22 protein-coding genes are annotated in these 20,776 nt (G+C 34.8%); 2 read left to right on the top strand and 20 right to left on the bottom strand.

Annotated features, from left to right (window positions below; all coding sequences use genetic code 11):
- Nucleotides 1-101: 101 nt before the first annotated feature.
- The 15 genes from trxB to AC1RPV_RS04610 form a co-directional block, all read right to left on the bottom strand.
- Entirely contained in the window at nucleotides 102-1,040 is a 939-nt protein-coding gene (gene trxB / locus AC1RPV_RS04680; RefSeq protein ID WP_481761487.1) for a thioredoxin-disulfide reductase, read from the bottom strand.
- A 136-nt stretch (nucleotides 1,041-1,176) separates the two neighbouring features.
- Complete coding sequence (galU, locus tag AC1RPV_RS04675) at nucleotides 1,177-2,076, bottom strand: UTP--glucose-1-phosphate uridylyltransferase GalU (RefSeq protein WP_409022179.1); 900 nt, start codon at nucleotides 2,074-2,076, stop codon at nucleotides 1,177-1,179.
- Between the two features lie 14 nt (nucleotides 2,077-2,090).
- Complete coding sequence (locus tag AC1RPV_RS04670) at nucleotides 2,091-3,110, bottom strand: NAD(P)H-dependent glycerol-3-phosphate dehydrogenase (protein ID WP_481761488.1); 1,020 nt, start codon at nucleotides 3,108-3,110, stop codon at nucleotides 2,091-2,093.
- A 77-nt stretch (nucleotides 3,111-3,187) separates the two neighbouring features.
- Complete coding sequence (lgt, locus tag AC1RPV_RS04665; protein WP_481761489.1) at nucleotides 3,188-4,015, bottom strand: prolipoprotein diacylglyceryl transferase; 828 nt, start codon at nucleotides 4,013-4,015, stop codon at nucleotides 3,188-3,190.
- A gap of 18 nt (nucleotides 4,016-4,033) precedes the next feature.
- A complete protein-coding gene (gene hprK, locus AC1RPV_RS04660) occupies nucleotides 4,034-4,972 on the bottom strand; it encodes an HPr(Ser) kinase/phosphatase (protein ID WP_481761490.1) in 939 nt (312 codons plus the stop codon).
- An 11-nt stretch (nucleotides 4,973-4,983) separates the two neighbouring features.
- The gene (locus AC1RPV_RS04655; RefSeq protein WP_481761491.1) at nucleotides 4,984-5,337 is read right to left on the bottom strand and encodes a phage holin family protein; all 354 of its coding nucleotides are present in this window, start codon (nucleotides 5,335-5,337) and stop codon (nucleotides 4,984-4,986) included.
- A 23-nt stretch (nucleotides 5,338-5,360) separates the two neighbouring features.
- Nucleotides 5,361-5,666, bottom strand: a complete 306-nt coding sequence (locus AC1RPV_RS04650; protein WP_409022174.1) for a PspC domain-containing protein — start codon at nucleotides 5,664-5,666, stop codon at nucleotides 5,361-5,363.
- A 154-nt stretch (nucleotides 5,667-5,820) separates the two neighbouring features.
- Nucleotides 5,821-6,507, bottom strand: coding sequence for a phosphate signaling complex protein PhoU (phoU, locus tag AC1RPV_RS04645; protein WP_481761492.1), 687 nt, complete (start codon nucleotides 6,505-6,507; stop codon nucleotides 5,821-5,823).
- Between the two features lie 17 nt (nucleotides 6,508-6,524).
- Nucleotides 6,525-7,280: a phosphate ABC transporter ATP-binding protein PstB gene (gene pstB, locus AC1RPV_RS04640; protein WP_409022172.1), complete on the bottom strand. Its 756-nt coding sequence runs from the start codon at nucleotides 7,278-7,280 to the stop codon at nucleotides 6,525-6,527.
- 14 nt (nucleotides 7,281-7,294) lie between these two features.
- Nucleotides 7,295-8,098 (bottom strand): phosphate ABC transporter ATP-binding protein PstB, encoded by an 804-nt coding sequence (gene pstB / locus AC1RPV_RS04635; RefSeq protein WP_481761493.1) that lies wholly within the window; start codon nucleotides 8,096-8,098, stop codon nucleotides 7,295-7,297.
- A 21-nt stretch (nucleotides 8,099-8,119) separates the two neighbouring features.
- Nucleotides 8,120-9,007: a phosphate ABC transporter permease PstA gene (gene pstA, locus AC1RPV_RS04630; protein ID WP_481761494.1), complete on the bottom strand. Its 888-nt coding sequence runs from the start codon at nucleotides 9,005-9,007 to the stop codon at nucleotides 8,120-8,122.
- A complete protein-coding gene (gene pstC, locus AC1RPV_RS04625) occupies nucleotides 9,007-9,927 on the bottom strand; it encodes a phosphate ABC transporter permease subunit PstC (RefSeq protein ID WP_409022169.1) in 921 nt (306 codons plus the stop codon). Before pstC ends, pstA begins: the two co-directional genes overlap by 1 nt.
- A gap of 2 nt (nucleotides 9,928-9,929) precedes the next feature.
- A complete protein-coding gene (locus AC1RPV_RS04620) occupies nucleotides 9,930-10,808 on the bottom strand; it encodes a phosphate ABC transporter substrate-binding protein PstS family protein (protein ID WP_481761495.1) in 879 nt (292 codons plus the stop codon).
- A 141-nt stretch (nucleotides 10,809-10,949) separates the two neighbouring features.
- The gene (locus AC1RPV_RS04615; protein WP_481761496.1) at nucleotides 10,950-13,013 is read right to left on the bottom strand and encodes an LTA synthase family protein; all 2,064 of its coding nucleotides are present in this window, start codon (nucleotides 13,011-13,013) and stop codon (nucleotides 10,950-10,952) included.
- A gap of 74 nt (nucleotides 13,014-13,087) precedes the next feature.
- Nucleotides 13,088-13,321: a YkuJ family protein gene (locus tag AC1RPV_RS04610; RefSeq protein WP_409022166.1), complete on the bottom strand. Its 234-nt coding sequence runs from the start codon at nucleotides 13,319-13,321 to the stop codon at nucleotides 13,088-13,090.
- A gap of 134 nt (nucleotides 13,322-13,455) precedes the next feature.
- Between AC1RPV_RS04610 and AC1RPV_RS04605 the strand changes: the two genes are divergently transcribed.
- Nucleotides 13,456-14,631 (top strand): pyridoxal phosphate-dependent aminotransferase, encoded by a 1,176-nt coding sequence (locus tag AC1RPV_RS04605; protein WP_481761497.1) that lies wholly within the window; start codon nucleotides 13,456-13,458, stop codon nucleotides 14,629-14,631.
- Nucleotides 14,632-14,733: 102 nt separating this feature from the next.
- A complete protein-coding gene (gene trxA / locus AC1RPV_RS04600) occupies nucleotides 14,734-15,045 on the top strand; it encodes a thioredoxin (RefSeq protein WP_481761498.1) in 312 nt (103 codons plus the stop codon).
- 198 nt (nucleotides 15,046-15,243) lie between these two features.
- On the opposite strand, the gene AC1RPV_RS04595 is transcribed toward trxA, so the two are convergent.
- The 5 genes from AC1RPV_RS04595 to AC1RPV_RS04575 all read right to left on the bottom strand — a co-directional run bounded on the left by AC1RPV_RS04595 (nucleotide 15,244) and on the right by AC1RPV_RS04575 (nucleotide 20,645).
- On the bottom strand, nucleotides 15,244-16,272 hold the full coding sequence (locus AC1RPV_RS04595; RefSeq protein WP_481761499.1) for a lysylphosphatidylglycerol synthase transmembrane domain-containing protein: 1,029 nt from the start codon (nucleotides 16,270-16,272) through the stop codon (nucleotides 15,244-15,246).
- Between the two features lie 3 nt (nucleotides 16,273-16,275).
- Entirely contained in the window at nucleotides 16,276-17,298 is a 1,023-nt protein-coding gene (locus AC1RPV_RS04590; RefSeq protein WP_481761500.1) for a glycosyltransferase family 4 protein, read from the bottom strand.
- A gap of 29 nt (nucleotides 17,299-17,327) precedes the next feature.
- Nucleotides 17,328-18,509: a glycosyltransferase family 4 protein gene (locus AC1RPV_RS04585; RefSeq protein WP_481761501.1), complete on the bottom strand. Its 1,182-nt coding sequence runs from the start codon at nucleotides 18,507-18,509 to the stop codon at nucleotides 17,328-17,330.
- 148 nt (nucleotides 18,510-18,657) lie between these two features.
- Nucleotides 18,658-20,379: a phosphoenolpyruvate--protein phosphotransferase gene (gene ptsP, locus AC1RPV_RS04580; protein WP_481761502.1), complete on the bottom strand. Its 1,722-nt coding sequence runs from the start codon at nucleotides 20,377-20,379 to the stop codon at nucleotides 18,658-18,660.
- The gene (locus tag AC1RPV_RS04575; RefSeq protein ID WP_409022159.1) at nucleotides 20,379-20,645 is read right to left on the bottom strand and encodes a phosphocarrier protein HPr; all 267 of its coding nucleotides are present in this window, start codon (nucleotides 20,643-20,645) and stop codon (nucleotides 20,379-20,381) included. Before AC1RPV_RS04575 ends, ptsP begins: the two co-directional genes overlap by 1 nt.
- Nucleotides 20,646-20,776: the final 131 nt, after the last annotated feature.

The raw sequence follows: 20,776 nt of genomic DNA, 5'->3' as shown, positions 1-20,776 counted from the left end.
TGTTTAATTTTTTTCATAAGCGGATTAGATTATTATAATGTTCACATGCACATAAAGTCAAGTAAATAAAAAAATAAGCCTCAAAAGGCTTATTCTATAATTTAACTTAATTCTGCATCATTTAATGATTCAAGGTAACTAAATGTTTGTTGTCCAGCAATACCACCGTCACCAACTGCAGTTGTAATTTGACGCAATTCTTTCTTACGCACATCACCAACTGCGAAAATACCTGGTACATTTGTTAGCATATTTTCGTCAGTTGGAATCCAACCATAATCGTCAGTAATTCCAAGCTTTGTGAATGCTGTTGTCATTGGTTTAACACCAACATAAATGAAGACACCACTAGCAGGAATTTCAGATGTTTCACCTGTTTTATTATTCGTTACTTTAACGCCAGTTACTTTACGATCGTCACCAACAATCTCTGTGACATTAGTATCCCAAACAAAAGATATTTTATCATCCGCAAAGGCACGATCTTGTAAGATTTTTTGAGCGCGTAATTTGTCACGACGATGAATTACCGTCACTTTTGAAGCTAATTTTGATAAATAAGAACCTTCTTCGATTGCTGAATCACCGCCACCGATAACGATGACTTCACGATTTTTGAAGAAAGCACCATCACAGACTGCACAGTAAGATACACCTCGGCCACTAAAGGTATCTTCGCCTTCAGCACCCAATTTTTTGTATTCTGATCCAGTTGCGATAATTAAAGCTTTTGTTTCAAAAACATCATTATCTGTTGTGATGAGTTTAGTATCGCCTTCAATTGTAATATCGGTTACACTACCGTATGCATATTCTGCACCAAATTGTGTCGAACTTTCGTACATTTCTTTTGCTAAATCAGGGCCTAAGATTGATTTAAATCCAGGATAATTTTCAACTTCAGCCGTATTGTTCATTTGGCCACCATAAATCCCACGATCAATCATTAAAACCGATAGATTTGCACGTGATGCATAGAGTGCGGCAGTCATTCCACCGGGCCCAGCACCAATCACAACAACATCATATTTTTTTGTCATTAGTTCAACCTTCTTTCTTTTAGTAAGTAATTCAACAATACCCTATGTTACTTTTTTTGTCTATTTAATTGCTTTAACATCAAAAACAGGTCCCAAGTGAGTTGAACTTGAAACCTGCTTTACTGTAAGAATTAGGCTACTTATTTTTTGCTGTATCTTCTGCAATTAATTTTGCGCCTAAAGTCTTCAAATATTCTTTTAATTCATCTTTAACTTCTTTATGTTTCAAACCATACTCAATACTTGTTTTTAAGTAGCCAAATTTATAGCCAACATCGTATCGGGTTCCTTTAAATTCATGAGCGAAAACACGTTGCACCTTGTTCAATGCATCGATGGCATCCGTTAATTGAATTTCATTACCAGCACCTGGTTTTTGATGTTCTAAGATACCAAAAATTTCAGGTGTTAATAAGTAACGTCCAATAATAGCCAAGTCACTAGGTGCTTCTTCAGGTGTAGGTTTTTCAACAAAGTTTTTAACATTGAATAATCCAGGTTTAACTTCTAATTCAGGATTAATCACACCGTATTTTGAAACTTCTTCATGAGGGACTTTCATCACCGCTAAAGTTGAAGCATGTGTCTCATCAAAGCGATTCATGAGTTGACGCGTTAATGGTACTTTATCTTCCATTAAATCATCGCCTAACATGACAACAAAAGGTTCATCCCCAACAAAGTCTTTAGCCATTAAAACGGCATCGCCAAGACCTCGTGGATGAGATTGACGAACAAAATACAAATTAATATCCGTTGTTTCTTCAACTAATTTTAATAATTCGTCTTTATGCTTTGCAGCTAAATTCGCTTCCAGTTCTGGCACCGAATCAAAATGATCTTCAATTGGTCGCTTACCTTTACCCGTAACAATCAAAATATCTTCAATACCCGATTGACGCGCCTCTTCAACAATAAATTGAATCGTTGGTTTATCAACAATTGGGAGCATTTCTTTTGCCATCGCTTTAGTTGCTGGTAAGAAACGAGTCCCTAGTCCAGCAGCCGGAATAATGGCTTTTTTAACTTTTTGCATAGTCTAATCCCCTTTTATTCTGCTAATTCAGATTTACCTTCACGATTGATCAAAGCTTCAATCACTGATTTAATTTCTTTATTATTGTATAAAACGTCATAAATTGCATTTGTGATTGGCATATCAATTCCTTGTTGTTGTGCTAATTCATAAGCAGCCTTAGCAGTACCAACACCTTCGATAACCATACCCATATCAGCAACAACAGCATCTAATGATTTACCTTGACCTAATTGGTCTCCAGCACGCCAGTTACGTGAATGAACACTTGTAGCTGTAACGATTAAATCACCAACACCAGAAAGTCCCATAAAGGTTAATTGGTTAGCACCAAATGATGTCCCTAAACGAGCAATTTCAGCTAATCCACGTGTAATCAAAGCTGCTTTAGCGTTATCGCCATAGCCCATACCATGAAGCATACCAGCACCAACGGCGATAATATTCTTCATAGCTGCGCCCATTTCAACACCGATAACATCGTTATTTGTGTAGATTCTTAAGAATTTATTCATAAAGAGATCTTGAACAAAACTTGCAGCTTCAGGATCAGTACTTGCTGAAACAATTGTTGTTAAATCACGATTTGCAACTTCTTCAGCATGACTTGGGCCAGAGAAGACAACAACACTACCACGAATGTCAGCAGGAATTTCTTCTTCAATAACTTCTGAAATACGTTTGTGTGTGACTTGTTCTAGTCCTTTACTTGCATGAATAATAATTGGTTTGTTACCTGTTTCTTCTAAAATTGCTGCTACTTGTTTAGCAACAATACGGCTTGCTTTTGTTGGAACAACAAATAAAATAGCGTCAACTTGATCCAAAGCTTCTTTTAAATCTTCATATGCATGTAGGTCTTTAGAATAAGTGTAATCTTCCAAGTAATGCTTATTTGTATGGAACTCATTCATTTCTGCTACTTGTGCTGGAACATTTGACCAAAGTCTGATGTCATGACCATTTTCAGTTAGGATATCGGCAAGGATACTACCCCAAGAACCGGCGCCTAATACTGCTACTTTTTTTGTCATTATATAATCTCCTTCAAAATTTATTCATTCTAATCATACCAAATTTTACCTCTAATAGCATTAACTATGAGAAATTTTTATTTCAATTGTCCGTCTAAATACCATTGATTTTGCGGTTCCCAATATCTTCTCAATAATAACCAACTAATTGATCCAATAAAAATCACTAATGAGAGAAGTTGAGAAACACGAATTGTTGAAAATAACATTAAGCTATCTGTTCTCATTCCTTCGATAAAGAAACGACCAAATGAATACCAAGTTAGATATGCAAATAGTATTTCTCCACGTTTGAAAAGGTGTACTCGATGTCTCAAGGCAATTAATATTAAGAATCCAACAAAACTCCACAATGATTCGTATAGAAATGTTGGCTTATAGTAGGTGCCATTGATGTTCATTTGGTTAATAATAAATTCAGGTAAATGTAAATTTTGCAATGCCTCTAACGTCGTTTTTCCACCATGGGCTTCTTGGTTCATAAAATTACCCCAACGGCCGATTGATTGCGCAAGTAGCACAAGTGGTGCCGCTAGATCAAACATTAACCATGCTGACAAATGGCGACGCTGACAGAAAATAATCACTGTAATAATTGCGCCTATTAACCCACCATAGATAGCAATACCACCATCCCAAATTCGATAAACTTCACTGAGATGTTGAGCGTAATAAGACCACTCGAACACAACGTAATAGAGTCGCGCAGAAACAATTGAAATTGGCAACGCCCATAGAACCATATCATATATGGTATCTTCATTTATTCCTATTTTTTTGCCTTCAAGAATGGCTAAAATAACTGCTAGAATTACTGCACTCGCAATTATTACACCATACCAACGAACTTCAATAGGTCCTAATTTAACTGCGATGGGATTCAACGCACCTAATAAATAATTCAATTTACTCTCGTCCAATCCTTAATCTTTTTTTGAATTTGTTTGGATTAAGCCATTTAGATTAGCTTCAAATGCTTTAGTAGCATCATAACCCATTGTTTTTGCACGGAAGTTCATTGCTGCGACTTCAATGATAATGGCCAAATTACGTCCTGTTTTAACAGGTACAGAAATTTTTGGCACATTCACATTGAATATTTTAACAAATTCATCATTATTACCTAATCGATCAAATTGTTTATCAGGAGTCCAGTTTTCTAGATGAATAATTAGTGAAATATCAGTGTCATTACGGACAGCTCCTGCACCAAACAAGTTCATGATATCGATAATACCGATACCTCGAATTTCAAGTAAATGTTTTAAAATTGCAGGTGCCTCACCAACAAGTGTCTCCTCATCTTGTTGGAAAACATCAACACGATCATCTGCAATTAACCGATGTCCACGTCTAATTAATTCAAGCGCTGTTTCTGATTTACCAACACCAGAATCACCTGTAATCATGACCCCAAGACCATAAATATCAACTAAAACACCATGTATTGACTGGCGTTCAGCTAATTTAGCTTCCAAAAAGTTAACCATATTAGAAGATAGACGTGACGTTGTTAGTTTTGAAATTAGAACTGGAATATGTCTTTCTTTGACGATAGCTAATAATTCTAGCGGCACATCCAAATCATTTGAAACAACAAAACATGGTGTTTGTTCTGTTGCTAATTGATTCATCACATTCTGCCTATCTTCAGGAGTCAGTCCATTTGCATAAGCATGTTCTGTCATCCCAAATAATTGAATACGTTCTTTCGGATAAAAATTAAAATACCCGGTTAATTCTAGACCAGGACGTGAAATATCACTTGTTGTAATTTTTTTATCATCCAAGTATTCTTTCCCAATTAAAACAGTTAATCCCATTGCATCTACTAAATTTCTAACTGAAACTTCATTGGCCATCTTAATGCCCCCTATTGTCTATTTCTAATAAAGTAATTTGTTACGATTGTATTAGCAATACTCATCACAATTGAGATGATAAATGCCGCCCAAAAGCTCGAAAATTTAAATTCATTACCCACAAAAAATGACGTCATTTGTAACATAAATGCATTTATAATCAGATAGAAAAATCCTAAACTGAAAATAGTTACCGGCAGTGATAAAATCACTAAAAACGGTTTAACTAGCATATTTAGTACGGCCAGTACAAAACTGGCGATTAATGCAACCCAGATACTTTTAACAAATAAAGTCTCTGGAAAAAAACCAGATATTGCCAAAAACAGTATGGCATTAATTAATACGCGCTGCCAAAATCCCATGAATCTTCACCTCATCATTAATATTATTTATCGTCTGTAACTTCTACATCTTTAATAATTTTACGGCCACTCTTACTTGATGAGCTAGTCCGTTGTCCAGTACTAGATGTAAACTGCTCAAAAGAACTAGTAAATGAACGTTTTTTCCCTGGTAAGCTAATTGCTAACAAGATATAGACAAGTATAAATACGCCTTTTGTTGCGAAGATTAGCATTAAAAATAAAAATCTAACGAGTGTTGGATTCCAATTTATATATTCGGCAAGTCCAGCTGCGACACCCGCGATAATTTTATTAGTTGATTTTGTGAATTTTTTATTTGTTTTCATTTTGTAGTTCCTCCATTCAGAATAATCTATCATTATTGTACTTCTTATCGTACTCATTTTACAATTTTAACGAGCGTTATTTACTTAAATTTTAACGTTTAAATTAAAAATAACTAACAATCGCGAAATTGTTAGTTATTAAATGAGTAGTGCCTTATTCATTTTCTTTTTCTAACTCTGATTTACCAGGATTCAATTCAGTGATTCGGCCATTTTTTAAATAAACAACCCATTCACACACATTTGTAACATAATCGCCAATTCGTTCTAGATAAGTGGCAACCATCAAATAGTCAGCACTTCCCACAACTGTTTCGGGATTCGTTTTCATTTCATGGATACACTGGTCATATATTGTCGTGAAATATTCATCAACTTCAAGATCTAAATTAGCAACTTTACGAGCTTTTTCGGCATCTTTTCTAATATAAGCTGTGAGGACTTCTTCAACCATCTTACGTGCGTGGTCGCCCATAATTCCGATCTCATCTTCAATCTCCGTTACCCTAGGATTGCCTTTAACACGAATCGTTGATCTCGCAATACTTACAGCGTGATCTCCCATTCGTTCTAAATCAGAAATAGCTTTTAAAACAGTCACAATATCTCTTAAATCACTTGTAACAGGTTGATACAATGCAATCATTTCTAACGTTTGTTTTTCTAACTTCATTTCGCGTTCATTAATTTTGTAATCGCCAACGATAACTTCATGGGCCAACTCTTTATCATGATTAATGAAAGCACGGACAGATTTATGAATGGCTTCACTAACCATCATACCCATTTCGCTAAATCTAATGTGTAGCTTTTCTTGTTCTTCATCAAAAAGTAATCGCATTATTTTGTCTCCCTTTCTTAACCGAATCGACCACTAATGTAGTCATCCGTTTCTTTTTGTACAGGCTGCGTAAATAATTTTTTAGTTGGTGCAACTTCAATTAAATTACCTTCTAAAAAGAAGGCAGTTCGATCTGAAATTCGAGAAGCTTGTTGTAAATTGTGAGTCACTATTATAATAGTATATTTTTCACGCAATTCTAGCAACATATTTTCAATTTTACTACTTGAACCAGGATCCAGAGCACTTGTTGGTTCATCCAGTAAAATGACCTCAGGTTCAACCGCTAAGACTCGAGCGATACAGACACGTTGTTGCTGTCCGCCAGATAACGCAAGCGCATTTTTACCCAAATCATCCTTTACATCATCCCAGACAGCAGCCTGTTTCAAGCTTTTTTCAACAGCTTCATCAAGGATTGCTTTATCTTTAACGCCAGCTAATCGCAAACCATATACAACATTTTCGTAAATTGAAAATGGAAATGGATTAGGTTGTTGGAAAACCATCCCAACATTTTTGCGTAATCTTACGGTATCCATTTTAGGACCGTAAATATCTTCATTTTTTAATTTAACTGTACCTGTAATGGTTACACCTGGAATTAAATCATTCATGCGATTTAACGTTCTTAAATATGTTGATTTACCACAACCAGATGGACCGATTAAAGCGGTAATCCCTTTTTCATTGAAATCAAGATTAATTCCTTTGAGGGCTTCTTTCTTACCATAATACAAATGAACATCATTTGTTTCAATTATTTTAGTCATTTGGCCTTTCCCCCTTAACCGAAGTTTCCTGAAACATAATCATCCGTTAGTTTAATTGTTGGTCGCGTAAAAATAGTTGTTGTTTTATCATATTCTACCGCATTTCCTGAATGGAAAAATGCTGTGTAATCTGAAATACGTGAAGCCTGTTGCATATTGTGTGTCACAATGACAATCGTGTACTTTTCTTTCAGTTCTAAAAGTGATTCTTCAACAATTCGACTTGAAATTGGATCTAACGCACTAGCTGGTTCATCTAACAATAAGATGTCAGGTTCCATAGCAATCGCTCTAGCGATACATAAACGTTGTTGTTGTCCACCAGACAATGATAACGCACTCACATTCAAATCATCTTTAACTTGATCCCAAAGTGCAGCTTGTTTAAGTGATTTTTCAACGCGTTCTTCAAGTAACTGCTTATCTTTCATCCCATGACGTTTCAAAGCAAACGTTATATTTTCATAAATTGATTTTGAAAATGGATTAGGTCGTTGAAATACCATTCCAATATGTTTTCTCATTTCATAAATATCAACATTATCTTTATTTATATCTAAATCACGGTAAATAATTTGTCCTGTTACATCAGCAATCCCATCATTCATACGATTCAACGATCTAAGATAAGTTGATTTACCAGAACCAGATGCCCCAATTAAAGCTGTAATTTTAAACCGTTCAAATTGTAAACTAACATCTCGAATTGCTTCATTAGAACCATAATGAACATGTAAATCTTTGGTTTCTAAAGCTATCTCATGTTTATCTTCATTGAAGGTCATAATTCTAGATTTTTCAGTTTTATTTTCTACCATATTCTTTGACCCCCTAATGATCTATTTACTTGATGTAATTTTACGATAAAGTGCTTTACCACCGAATCGAGCTAAGAAATTAAATAAAAGCACTGCGATAATTAAGACGGCTGATGCGCCTGCAGAAACAGCTGATGCATCAGGCATAATACCTTCTGAATTAATTTTCCAGATATGAACAGCTAATGTTTCAGCTGGACGCATTGGATTTAACGGACTCGCAATATTAGCTGGATTCCAGTTTGTAAAATCTAGTGCTGGCGCACTTTGACCAGCAGTATAAATTAACGCAGCTGCTTCACCAAAGATACGGCCGGCACTCAATATAACACCCGTTAAAATACCAGGTACTGCATCTGGAACAATAACTCTCGTAACGGTTTCCCAACGCGATAATCCTAACGAAAAGCCAGCCTCACGTTGTGAATATGGGATAGAACGTAATGACTCTTCGATTGATCTTGTTAATAAAGGTAAATTGAAGAACGTTAAGGCTAATGCACCTGATAAAATTGAAAAACCGAAATTATATTGGACAACGAAAATCAAAAACCCAAAAAGCCCAACAACAACTGAAGGTAATGAACTTAAAATTTCAACAGACGTTCTAATAACCGTCGTCACCCAATTATTTTTAGCGTATTCTGATAACCAAATACCCGCTCCCAATGAAATAGGGAAAGAAATCAATAATGTTAATAATAATAGATAGAAGGAATTAAACAATTGGATTCCTACTCCACCACCACTTGAAAATGATTTTGCGGGTGATGTTAAGAAATGCCAGCTGATATGTGGCACACCTCTAACCAATATATAGCCAAGTAAGGCCGCTAAAACAAGAACGACGAATCCGGCAATACCATATAAAATACTTGTTGCGATTTTATCTACTTTTTTAGGATTCATTATTTAAGCGCCCCTCTCTTACCAATTACTCTAACAACCATGTTAAAGAATAATGACATTAATAATAGAATTAAAGCAAGTGACCATAGCGCATTATTTTCTAATGAGCCCATGACAGTATTTCCAATTCCCATCGTCAAAATACTTGTTAAAGTTGATGATGGTGTAATTAAACTTGATGGCATCAATGATGCATTACCAATAACCATTTGAACGGCTAAGGCTTCACCAAAAGCTCGTGCCATACCAAAAACAACCGCTGTCATGATACCTGGTGTTGCTGCTCTTAGAATAACTTTATAAATTGTTTGCCAACGTGTTGCACCTAAGGCCAGTGAGGCTTCCCGGTAATAACGTGGGACAGATTTTAAAGTATCAACAGTCATTGACGTAACGGTTGGTAGAATCATAACAAATAACACAAATGTCCCAGATAAAATACCAAACCCTGTTCCACCAAAAATACTTCGAACAAATGGGACCACAACTGAAAGACCAATAAATCCATAAACAACTGAAGGAATACCAACTAATAATTCAGTTACCGGTTGTAAAATTCGGCTACCCGTATTTGGTGAAATTTCAACCATGAAAATAGCTGTTCCAATAGCGAAAGGTGTTGCAATTAATGCTGATAAAAAAGTGACAAAGAATGATCCAGAAATCATTGGTAAAGCCCCAACTTCTGGCTTACCTGCTTTATCAAGCGTTCCAGGGTTCCAACTCTTTCCTAATAAAAAATCTTTAATTGATACTTTATCAGTAAAGAACGTTGCTAATCCTTTTGAAGCAACGAAATAAAAGATAGCAAGAACAATAGCGACGATTAGTCCAATACAGAAATAAGTAATTATTTTACCGCGCATCTCTAGTTTAGATGCTTTTGATTTTTTGAGTAAACTTTCACGAATCGGATCCATAACTACATCCCCTTCTTAATTGGTGTTATTTTACCTTCAACCGAACGACTCACTTGCATCTGTGTTGTTGGAATATAACCTAATTTACTAACAACCTGTTTTTGAATTTTATTTGACATCATATAAGTTAAAAATTGTTTTGTTAATCCCGTGGGTTCACCATTCGTATACATATGTTCGTATGACCAGATTTTCCATTTATTTGAGGCAACATTACTTTCAGTTGGTTTAACTTTATCAACAGAAAGTACATCGACCGTTTTATCAACGTATGAGAAAGCCATATAACTTATTGCACCAGGTGTCGATCCGACAATTTGTCGAACCATTCCCGTTGAATCTTGTTCCTGTGCATCTTTACTTTGCTTACCTTCTAATCCCCATTTTTCAAATGTTAATCGTGTTCCCGAACCAGATGCACGATTTAAAAGGACAATTGGTAAATCATTGCCACCTAGTTGCTTCCAATTTGTTAATTTACCAGTAAAAATATCTATAAGTTGTTTTTTTGAGACGTTTTTAACGCCCACACCATTATTCACAACTGGCGTAATTCCAACAACGGCAACTTGATGGTCTACAAGTTTACTTGCCTTAATGCCTGATTTTTCTTCAGCAAAAACATCTGAGTTACCAATGCTAACGGCTTTTTCTTGAACTTGACTCAATCCTGTTCCGGATCCGCCACCTTGAACATTAACAAAGACGCCAACATTTTCAGTCCCGTATTCTTCACCAGCTGCCTCAACTAAAGGTTGTAAAGCTGTAGATCCAACAATTGTAATCGATTTTCCTGAATTTGATTGTGTCTCACATCCCGTTAAAGTTAATAACATGATGGATAAAATTCCACCAATCATTACTAAAGATCCCTTTTTCATAGTAACTTCCTCCATAAATATCGATATTTAACTTATACATTAAGTTTATATTTTTAATGTAAAGGTCCTGTGGGGGTATTGTAAAGATTGTGTAAAGGTTACAACAAAAAAAGCCATAACATGACGTTATGACTTCAATCGTTATTTTAATTCTGGAGCATCAGTTTTGAATAAACTTTCGGTAGATACCCCACCGTGTTGTTCAATTAAACTGGTTTTTTCTTTCTCTTGTGCTTTTTTCAAAGTTTCAAGAGCGTCACTTTTCTTGTAATTATAGTCAGATTTATTTACTTTAGTGAAATTACTTGGTGCGTAGAATCTTAATAGATCACCCGTAATAACTTCATCTGATAATGATAATGACGTTGTAACATGTTTTAATTCTTTGTTATAAACTTTTTGTTGTGCTGCCGTTAGTTTTTCGATTTCTTTACCAGTCTTAGTGTTATACGTGGTATTTCCAACTTTTGTAAAGGTTGGTGAAACGAAATCACCATTTCTAAAGGCAACCGTTTGGTTACGATTTTTCGATAATAAATCATTACCAAATTGAACCGTATCGGTATTCTTAACGCCTAATAGATCAAGTAAAGTTGGTAGCACATCAATTTCACCACCATAAGTATGATTAATACCGCCCTTAAGGCCATTCATATGAATCATAAATGGTACCTTTTGGAACATCGTTAAATCATAACTTGTTACTTTGTCTTTACCTAAAAGCTGTGCAATAGCTTTCGGATGATTATTAGAGATACCATAGTGATCACCATACATCACAATCATACTGTCCTTATACAAGCCACTCTTCTTCAAGTAACTAACGAATTCTCCGAATGATTGATCAAGATATTTAGATGTTTGAACATAACCATCAACCGTACTATCGTCTGTATCCGTCTTTTTGATTGACGTATTCGCACTATCTAAATCATATGGATAATGGTTAGTTAGTGTGATGAGTTTAGCATAAAAAGGTTGGGGTAATTGTTCAATATACTTAACCGATTGCTTCAAGAAAATCTTATCTTTCATCCCATAACCAACTTTATAGTTAGCTTTGACATCATAATAAGGTTCACTGAAGAAATACTGGTAACCAAATGATTTATAAGTATTATTACGATTCCAGAAACTACCCACGTCACCATGGAAAGCTGCTGTAGAGTAGCCTTTTTGATCAAGAATAGCGGGTGCTGCTTGGAATGTATTTTGTGTGCCATAAGTCGTCATCGCTGAACCAGATGGTAACCCATAAAGGGATGCTTCCAACATCATTTCAGCATCAGACGTTTTACCTTGTCCAACTTGATTAAAGAAATTATCAAATGATAATGTATTTTGATCATGATAATATTTATTAATGTTAGGCGTAACTTGTTGCCCATCCCATTTATAATCGATCATGAACTGTTGGAAACTTTCTAGATGAATCACAAAAACATTTTTACCCTTCGCTTTTCCATAATACTTTATATTTGAATTAGAACGATTTTTATCCAAATACTTTAGAACTTTATCCATATCTTTAGCAGTGGCATTTTTACGTGTCGCACTTTCTTTTTGCGTTTGATAAACATTATATCCCGCATAGAAATTCAAGCCTAAATATTTAACAATATAGTTATTATCAAAAGTTCTTGTCAATAATTGAGAACGATCCTTTTCAGCTAAACCTAAGTTCCCTAAAGCTAAAAGTACAGATGCAATAGTCAGGATAAAAGCATAACGCTTTTTAATTGGGTTATAGTCAATTTTGACTAATTTAAAGACAAGAATCAAAATTAAAATAATAATATCGATATAAACAAAGAAATCAGTTGGTCGTAAAATACCGGCAATTCCCTTGTCTAGATTATTAGCTACTGAACCTGAATTTTTGATAATTCCTAGTGAAAGAAAATCTGAAAACTCACGATAATAAACCATATTTGCAAAAAGCCATGATGTTTGAATAAAATCAACAATCAGCAAAATCCAATATGATTTTTTACCCTTAAAGTAGATTGCAATTCCAAATAATAATAACGCTGTTGGTATTGGATTAATATAAAGTAAAAATTGTTGCATGCTACCTGTTGCACCTAATGTAAATTTGGTTTCATAAGCAACAACTGTTTTGGCCCAAAATAAAACGAGCGTCAAGAGGAGGAATCCCCATCTTGAGCTCAATTTATCCTGAACATATTTTAAAGTTGACCGCATCTTAGTGCCTCCATTTTTTAAGATCAGTTTTCGAGAACACGAAAATGTCTTTCAATCTATGTTTCAGTTATTGATTAACTAAATAGTAAGTCGTAAACTTCCATTGCAATTAAATCAATATCATCGAAAGGAAATTTAGTATGGTTACTTAAATCTTCTAACGTATATGCTTTCATATCTGGATCATATTCAACGATTCCCTTTTCAACACCTTCACGTTCGAAGTGTCTTGTTTGGATTTCGCCGTTATCTTCTTTTTGCATAGCCTCTAAGCGACTAATGATTGCTACTAACTGAGAATTTTTCATAGTTGTTCCCCTTTCAATATCATAGTTAATAATACCAAATTTTCTATACATTTACACCTGATTAAGCAGATTATAATCGTTTCTTAACTTGTTTTTATGCTAAACTGTTAGTTATTAGACTTGGAGGCATAAAAATGAGCTTATTTAGAAAAGATTTGAACGATCAAGTATTTAAAATAGAGGTCTCAGATATTCGTCAATTTGATGATGAAGTGAGCCAAATTCCTGATATGATTAAATTAACAATGGGTGAACCAGATTTTAATACACCCGATCATGTTAAAGCAGCTGCCATCGAAGCCATTCATGAAAATTACTCACATTATATGGGTATGGCTGGTGATATTGAGTTACGTGAAGCTGCCAGTGAATTTTTTAATGAAAAATATGACGTTACTTATGATGCACAATCTGAAATTCTAGTTACAGTTGGTGCAACTGAAGCCATCGCAACTGCCTTACAGACTATCTTCAACCCCGGCGATGCCGTTCTTGTCCCAACGCCACTCTACCCTGGCTATATGCCACTGATTACTTTAAATCGGGTTAAACCAATTTTTATCAACACACGTGATAATAACTTTAGATTAACACCTGAGATGATTAATCAAGCTGTTAAAGATAATCCAAATGAAAATATTAAAGGTATTATCCTAATTAATCCAAGTAATCCAACTGGTATTTCTTGGACCGAAGATGAAGTTATTGCGATAACTGATGAAATTAGAAAGCAAAAATTATGGGCAATTAGTGATGAAATTTATAGTGAATTAACTTATGATCATGAACATGTCTCAATTGCAAAATATATCCGTGACCAAACTGTCCTAATTAATGGTTTATCAAAATCGCATGCCATGACTGGCTGGCGCATTGGATTCTTGCTTGCTCCCAAAGCGATGACTGATGAATTAAAAAAAGTTCATCAATACTTAGTAACCTCTGCAACAAGTGTTTCTCAACGTGCTGGAATTGCTGCCTTACGTGACGGTAAAGACGATGGTCGCATAATGAATGTTGAATATAAAAAACGCCGTGATTTCGTTATGGCTGAAATGAAAAAAATGCATTTTGAAATGGCACAACCTAGTGGCGCTTTTTATATTTTCGCAAAAATTCCTGCAGGATATAACCAAGATTCTATGGCATTCTGTAAAGAACTAGCTTTTAATAATAAACTTGCCTTAATTCCAGGAACTGCTTTTGGTGATTCTGGTCAAGGTTACGTTCGCTTAAGTTACGCTTCTAGTATGGAGAATTTAGTGCTTGGGATGGAACGTTTGAATGACTACATGACACAAAATAAATAAAAATACGGCGTTATTTCTTTATACTTACTTTTTGTAAGCATATATTTAGGCTAATTATATTTCCTCTGATATTATATTCAAATAAATAAAGGAGGAATTCAAATGGTACAAGCAATTACAGATGAAAATTTCAAAACAGTTACAGATTCAGGTATAACATTGACGGATTTTTGGGCAACATGGTGTGGCCCTTGCAAAATGCAATCACCAGCAATTGAGGAATTAGAACAAGAAATAGGTGACAAGGTTAAATTTGCTAAAATGGATGTTGACCAAAATCCTAAAACAGCTGACGATTTTGGTATCATGGGAATTCCCACATTAATGATTAAAAAAGATGGCGAAGTTGTTGATACACTCGTCGGTTATCATTCAAAAGAGCAAGTTAAAGACGCTTTATCACAATATATTTAACGATTTTGAAAAGCTAACTAATAAAAGCATTGTCATTTGACAGTGCTTTTTTGTCGTTATTTTGAATAGTAATAAACTGATTAGCGATTTTAGTATTGCTTAAAGAAACACGTTCTTCTCCTTATAAAACACAAAAAAAACCATTGCCAATAATAGAAAATCTATCATCAGCAATGGTTACTATCATATTTCATTTATTTAATCTTCAATTCCAACTTCTTCTACCTTATCTGGTTTAACAACTAAAGCAAACATTCCCGCAAATAGTCCAACATAGTAAGTTAAAATACGCCATAACAACATGGCTAAAATCAATTTACTGTGACTGGTCATGAAACTAGAAAAGACAATCGCGAAGCTATATTCTGCACCACCAGTTCCCCCCGGAATTGGGAAAAGTGAAATTACCATGACAATAAGCACATGAAGTGCTGTAATCATAATCACATTCACTGATGTGTATCCCAATGACAACATAATAAAGTATGGAATTAAATAGTAAAACGCGAGTTGGAAGAATGTTAATACAAAAACGTGAAAAATCATTTTCTTTTCATTCTTCATACGTAAACTCTCTTTATGGAAGTTTTCAATTTTTGAATAAATACTTGTATTCCAGCGATCAAAACGATCCCCTTTAACGAATAACTTAACAACTAGCATACAAACATACACTAATTTTTTAGTGAATCCATACCAATACATGATCATTAACAAAGCAGTAATCACAGCTAAATGAATCACAAATCCAAAAATCACGAATACCATTAGATAATTAACTTTATCTTGAATGTATTGAAACCCAATTAGTAAACAAACAATAAAATTAATAACAATCATTGCCTGGTAAACGACAAATTTCATTAATAAAATGGAACTTGCACGACCAGCGTCCACACCTGACTGAGCCATCGCAAACAATTGTGCAGGTTGTCCACCTGTTGAAAAAGGTGTGATTCCATTAAATAATTGTTCAATCAGTGGAATACGAATTGCATTCTTAAATGTAAATTTTTTATGTTGCCCTATCATGAACCGTTGAACAACAAATGCTTCAATGACAAAGTACATACAGATACAAAATACTGCTACTAATAACCACCATATATTAATATTAACTAAAGCTTTAACGAGCGACTGAATTGATACATTTTTTAAAGAATAAGCGAATATCCCCATCCCAATTATAACCATTAACGTCAATAAACCTATGTTTTTTCGAGTCATCTTTTAGCCCTCTTTGCTCTGGTCCAAGTAAAATTGATGCCAAATTTCAGCCAATCTATCCTCAGAATAGTATGCTGATGCCTGATCTGCTTTGTCATGCAAAACTGATAACGCATTGGGATCTTCTTTTAATTTTCTCAATTTAATTTGCATACCATTAACATCTGTCGCGGCATCATAATAGCCCTCAATAACCGCTTTATAAAGATCTAAATCGCGCAATAATACAGGTGTCCCACAACTAAATGCTTCTAATACTGACATTGGAAACAATTCATTGAAAGATGGCAGTAAGAAAAGGTTAGCAATATTGTAATAATTTACTAGAGCTTCTCGATCAATAATCCCAGTAAACGTTAAATTACTAGGCGGATTATCAACTACTTTTTTTAATTCAGCATAACCGTCAGTTAACTTACCAAATGAAAAGCCACCGGCCCAAATAAATTGGATATCAGGATTTTGCTTAGCTAACTTAATAAAATCGGGCACACCTTTTCTTTCTTGAACTTGACCATCACCAAAAACAACAAATTTATCGGCTGGAATACCTAACGCATCTCTAAAAGCTTGTTTTTCTTCCACGGTTTTTTCATAAAAAACTTTTTTTGAAACAAAATTAGGAATATACGTGACGCGTTCTTTTGGAATCTTAAACGCTTCAAGTTTTGGAATAAAACTTGGATTAACCACGACAATATGATCCATTCGTTTATAAAAAGCAATTACATACCAATAAAAAATGGCTTTAAAAGGTTGTGGAATTTTAACACTTCCCTCAAGTGTTTCTGGTAAAAAATGGACATAGCCAATTTTTTTACCTCTACCTGGCATAAAAGTCGAAAGGTAATAAGGAAAATTGATGGTATGGTAATGACTAATATCTGAGCGACTATATTTATTCACACTAATTTTGAATTCAGTTGGAAAGCGTTCTTTGAGCAACTTCATCATTTCGGTATATGCGCTACCGACCCCTTGTCCTTTAACCGAATTGGCCGCAGAAAACATGTTAATTAATAGCATGGTTGAAACTCCTTTGAAAATAAATTCGTTTATAGATGACTGATTTCGTCATCCTCTTCTTCTATTTCAACATAATGAATTTGAGCATCTTGGTAAAATTCAGCAACTTTTGATCCAAATGTTGCCGCTGAAATTTCTTTTAACTTTTCTAATCTTGGCTCTGGATCAACTTCTTCATGACATCTATTTAAGTAATCAATAATATCAGTCACCATTTCAGTTTCAGATGAAAAAGTTTTACCAACTTCTGGTTTTTCCATTAACTCGTCAGTATATTTACCCGTTTTAGCAATAACCGGTGTTCCAGCAGCTAAAGCTTCGATAAACGTCAATCCTTGAGATTCTGTTACTGATGCAGACACAAATAAATCTGCTAACTGATAAAAATGGAATACCTCATCATTATCAACTTCACCAATAAATCTGACGTTGTCCTTTAAATTTAAACTTTCTGTTTGCTCTTCAAGGGTTTCACGTGCCGGACCATCCCCTACAATCAAGAGTAAAACATTCGGTACTTTTTTAATTATCGCTGGCATACCATCAATAATTTCTTGTGTATTCTTTTCAAATGCCAATCGACTTAACGCAAGCATGACTGGTTGATCTTCAGAAATGTCTAATTTAGAACGATAATCTTCTGTTTCAATTTGTTCAAATTGAGAAATGTCTACCCCTGTAGGGATAACTCGTATTTCTGATTTCACACCATACTTCTGTAGCAACGTCTGAACGCGTGTACTTGGTGCGATAATCCCGCTCATATGGAATGCAAATGTTTTTGTCATTTGCTTAACATGGTATGGTTTCAATAACTTACCATTGGCAATGTAATGTAAATAATCTTCATACATTGTATGATAGGTATGTAAACAAGGAACTTTTAAATTTCTTGCAACAAATTTACCAATCCAGCCCATAGAAAATTCAGTCTGTGTATGAATAACGTCTAAATTTAGTTCTTTTGCCACTTGGTAAGCTTGAAATAAGCCTCTAACAGCAATTCTTCTATCTGTAAAAGAAACAAATGGAATACTAGAGAATCTAAAAATATTACGTTCATATACTGTCTTATCAACATGTGGGTCAGTCGTCGTAAAGATATAGACGGTATGTCCCTCTTTTTCGAGCTCGTTTCTTAGTGTTTTTATTGAAGTCGCCACACCGCTCACTTGTGGAAAATATGTATCTGTAAAAATTCCAATATTCACGATAAGGTCCCCTTGTCTATTCTAATATAATAGTTTTAATTATATTGGTTTCTCACCCGTTATGCAATAAAAGTAGACTATTCTCATCTATTCCCAATTAAACACAAAAAAACTGATAATCGAAATTACCAGTTTTTTTGTGTTTAATTTATTTCATGTAAGATTCAACTAATGCAATAACTTCTTCATTAGTTTCACAGTCAGAAACAGCTTTATCAGCTAATTCCTTCATTTTTGTTGTATCTAATTTTTTCATTAAACTACGTGTTTTAAGAATTGACGAAGCACTCATTGAGAATTCATCAAGTCCCATTCCAGCTAAAATAGGTACGGCAATTTGATCGCCGGCCATTTCGCCACACATACCTGCCCACTTACCTTCTTTATGAGCCGAATCAATTACCATTTTAATCAAACGTAAAATTGATGGGTTATAAGGTTGGTAAAGGTATGACACTTGTTCATTACCTCGATCAGCAGCCATTGAATATTGAATTAAATCATTTGTACCAATACTAAAGAAATCAGCATACTTAGCCAAATGATCACCGTTCATAACAGCAGCAGGAATTTCCATCATCATACCGACTTCAAGTTTATCTGCTACTGGTACACCAGCGTCAATTAACTTAGTACGTTCTTCAGTATAGATAGCTTTTGCTGATTTAAATTCATCAACAGTTGCAATCATAGGGAACATAATTGCTAATTGTCCATAATGAGAAGCTCTAAGTAGAGCACGAAGTTGTGTTCTGAAAATATCTTGACGATCCAAACTAATACGGATTGCGCGATATCCTAAGAACGGATTCATTTCCTCTGGTAATGGCAAGTAAGGTAATTCCTTATCGCCTCCAATATCCATTGTTCTTACAACTACTTGTTTACCATTCATACCTTCAACTGCAGCTTTATAAGCTTTAAATTGATCATCTTCTGAAGGTAATTCACTAGCATCCATGTATAAGAATTCTGAACGGAATAAACCAACTGCTTCAGCACCATTATCTACTGCACCCTCAACATCCTTAGGTGTACCGATATTAGCAGCTAAATCAAAATGTACGCCATCAGCAGTAACTGTTTTAGCGTCTTTTAGTTCTTCCCATTCAGCTTTTTGATCAGAAAAAGCTTTTGCTTTTGCTTCATATGTTGAAATTTCTTCAGCAGTAGGATTGATAATTCCGTCACCATTGATACCATCAACAATAACCATATCACCTTCTGAGATTGCAGTCGTTGGATCACCAGCGCCTACAACAGCAGGAATTTCAAGCGTACGAGACATAATAGCAGAATGAGAAGTACGTCCACCAACATCAGTAATAAATCCTTTAACAAATTTACGATTTAATTGGGCTGTATCCGATGGTGTTAAATCATGTGCAACGACCACAACTTCTTGATCGATAAGAGCAGGATTAGGAATTGTAACTCCTAATAAATGACTCATTACACGTTTCGTAACATCACGAATATCGCCTGCACGTTCTTGCATATAAGCATTATCAGTCATATCTTCAAACATTGAAATGAACATATCTGTGACATCCTTCAATGCTGCTTCAGCGTTGACCTTATCATTTTTGATTTTATCGCCAATGTTGCCCATAAGTTCAGGATCTGAAAGGATTGTCAAATGAGCTTCAAAAACCTCGGCTTCTTCTGCGCCGAGGTTTTCTGCAGCTTTTTGTTTGATTAGTTTCAAATCTTCACTTGATGCTGCAACAGCAGCATCAAGGCGTTTGATTTCTGACTCTGGATCTTCAATGCTTACTTGCGAGAATGACAAATCGGGTTGAACTAACATATATGCTTTAGCAATGGCAATACCATCACTAGCAGCAATCCCTTTTAGCATTTTCGACATTATTCAGCAAGTCCTTCTTTCGTCATTGTTTCTGTAATAGCTGCGATTGCATCTGTTTCGTCAGCGCCATCAGCAGTGATTGTTACATCAGCATTTTGACCAACGCCTAATGACATAACGCCCATGATTGATTTCAAGTTTACTGATTTTTCTCCGTAAACCAAAGCAACGTCAGCAGTAAATTTGCTTGCTGCTTGTACCAATAATGTAGCTGGACGCGCGTGGATACCTGTTTCTGCGATTACGTGAAAGTCTTTCTTTTCCATAATTAATTATCTCCTTGATGTTCTATATTTTTTTATTTTAGAAAAATGCATAACCCACTAACAAAAGCAAAGAACACGTTTTCATTAATAAATTAAACACATTAGTCTTTAGAGACAAATAATACCATTAT

The organism is Dellaglioa sp. CoH-55-MRSF-9, from assembly GCF_056782155.1.
This window is presented reverse-complemented; position numbering and strand designations above follow the sequence as displayed.

Excerpts from the sequence above, each read along its gene's own strand:
- trxB (WP_481761487.1), bottom strand. The coding sequence starts at position 1,040 with ATGACAAAAAAATATGATGTTGTTGTGATTGGTGCTGGGCCCGGTGGA.
- galU (WP_409022179.1), bottom strand. The coding sequence starts at position 2,076 with ATGCAAAAAGTTAAAAAAGCCATTATTCCGGCTGCTGGACTAGGGACT.
- AC1RPV_RS04670 (WP_481761488.1), bottom strand. The coding sequence starts at position 3,110 with ATGACAAAAAAAGTAGCAGTATTAGGCGCCGGTTCTTGGGGTAGTATC.
- hprK (WP_481761490.1), bottom strand. The coding sequence starts at position 4,972 with ATGGCCAATGAAGTTTCAGTTAGAAATTTAGTAGATGCAATGGGATTA.
- AC1RPV_RS04655 (WP_481761491.1), bottom strand. The coding sequence starts at position 5,337 with ATGGGATTTTGGCAGCGCGTATTAATTAATGCCATACTGTTTTTGGCA.
- AC1RPV_RS04650 (WP_409022174.1), bottom strand. The coding sequence starts at position 5,666 with ATGAAAACAAATAAAAAATTCACAAAATCAACTAATAAAATTATCGCG.
- phoU (WP_481761492.1), bottom strand. The coding sequence starts at position 6,507 with ATGCGATTACTTTTTGATGAAGAACAAGAAAAGCTACACATTAGATTT.
- pstB (WP_409022172.1), bottom strand. The coding sequence starts at position 7,280 with ATGACTAAAATAATTGAAACAAATGATGTTCATTTGTATTATGGTAAG.
- pstB (WP_481761493.1), bottom strand. The coding sequence starts at position 8,098 with ATGGTAGAAAATAAAACTGAAAAATCTAGAATTATGACCTTCAATGAA.
- pstA (WP_481761494.1), bottom strand. The coding sequence starts at position 9,007 with ATGAATCCTAAAAAAGTAGATAAAATCGCAACAAGTATTTTATATGGT.
- pstC (WP_409022169.1), bottom strand. The coding sequence starts at position 9,927 with ATGGATCCGATTCGTGAAAGTTTACTCAAAAAATCAAAAGCATCTAAA.
- AC1RPV_RS04620 (WP_481761495.1), bottom strand. The coding sequence starts at position 10,808 with ATGAAAAAGGGATCTTTAGTAATGATTGGTGGAATTTTATCCATCATG.
- AC1RPV_RS04615 (WP_481761496.1), bottom strand. The coding sequence starts at position 13,013 with ATGCGGTCAACTTTAAAATATGTTCAGGATAAATTGAGCTCAAGATGG.
- AC1RPV_RS04610 (WP_409022166.1), bottom strand. The coding sequence starts at position 13,321 with ATGAAAAATTCTCAGTTAGTAGCAATCATTAGTCGCTTAGAGGCTATG.
- AC1RPV_RS04605 (WP_481761497.1), top strand. The coding sequence starts at position 13,456 with ATGAGCTTATTTAGAAAAGATTTGAACGATCAAGTATTTAAAATAGAG.
- trxA (WP_481761498.1), top strand. The coding sequence starts at position 14,734 with ATGGTACAAGCAATTACAGATGAAAATTTCAAAACAGTTACAGATTCA.
- AC1RPV_RS04595 (WP_481761499.1), bottom strand. The coding sequence starts at position 16,272 with ATGACTCGAAAAAACATAGGTTTATTGACGTTAATGGTTATAATTGGG.
- AC1RPV_RS04590 (WP_481761500.1), bottom strand. The coding sequence starts at position 17,298 with ATGCTATTAATTAACATGTTTTCTGCGGCCAATTCGGTTAAAGGACAA.
- ptsP (WP_481761502.1), bottom strand. The coding sequence starts at position 20,379 with ATGTCGAAAATGCTAAAAGGGATTGCTGCTAGTGATGGTATTGCCATT.
- AC1RPV_RS04575 (WP_409022159.1), bottom strand. The coding sequence starts at position 20,645 with ATGGAAAAGAAAGACTTTCACGTAATCGCAGAAACAGGTATCCACGCG.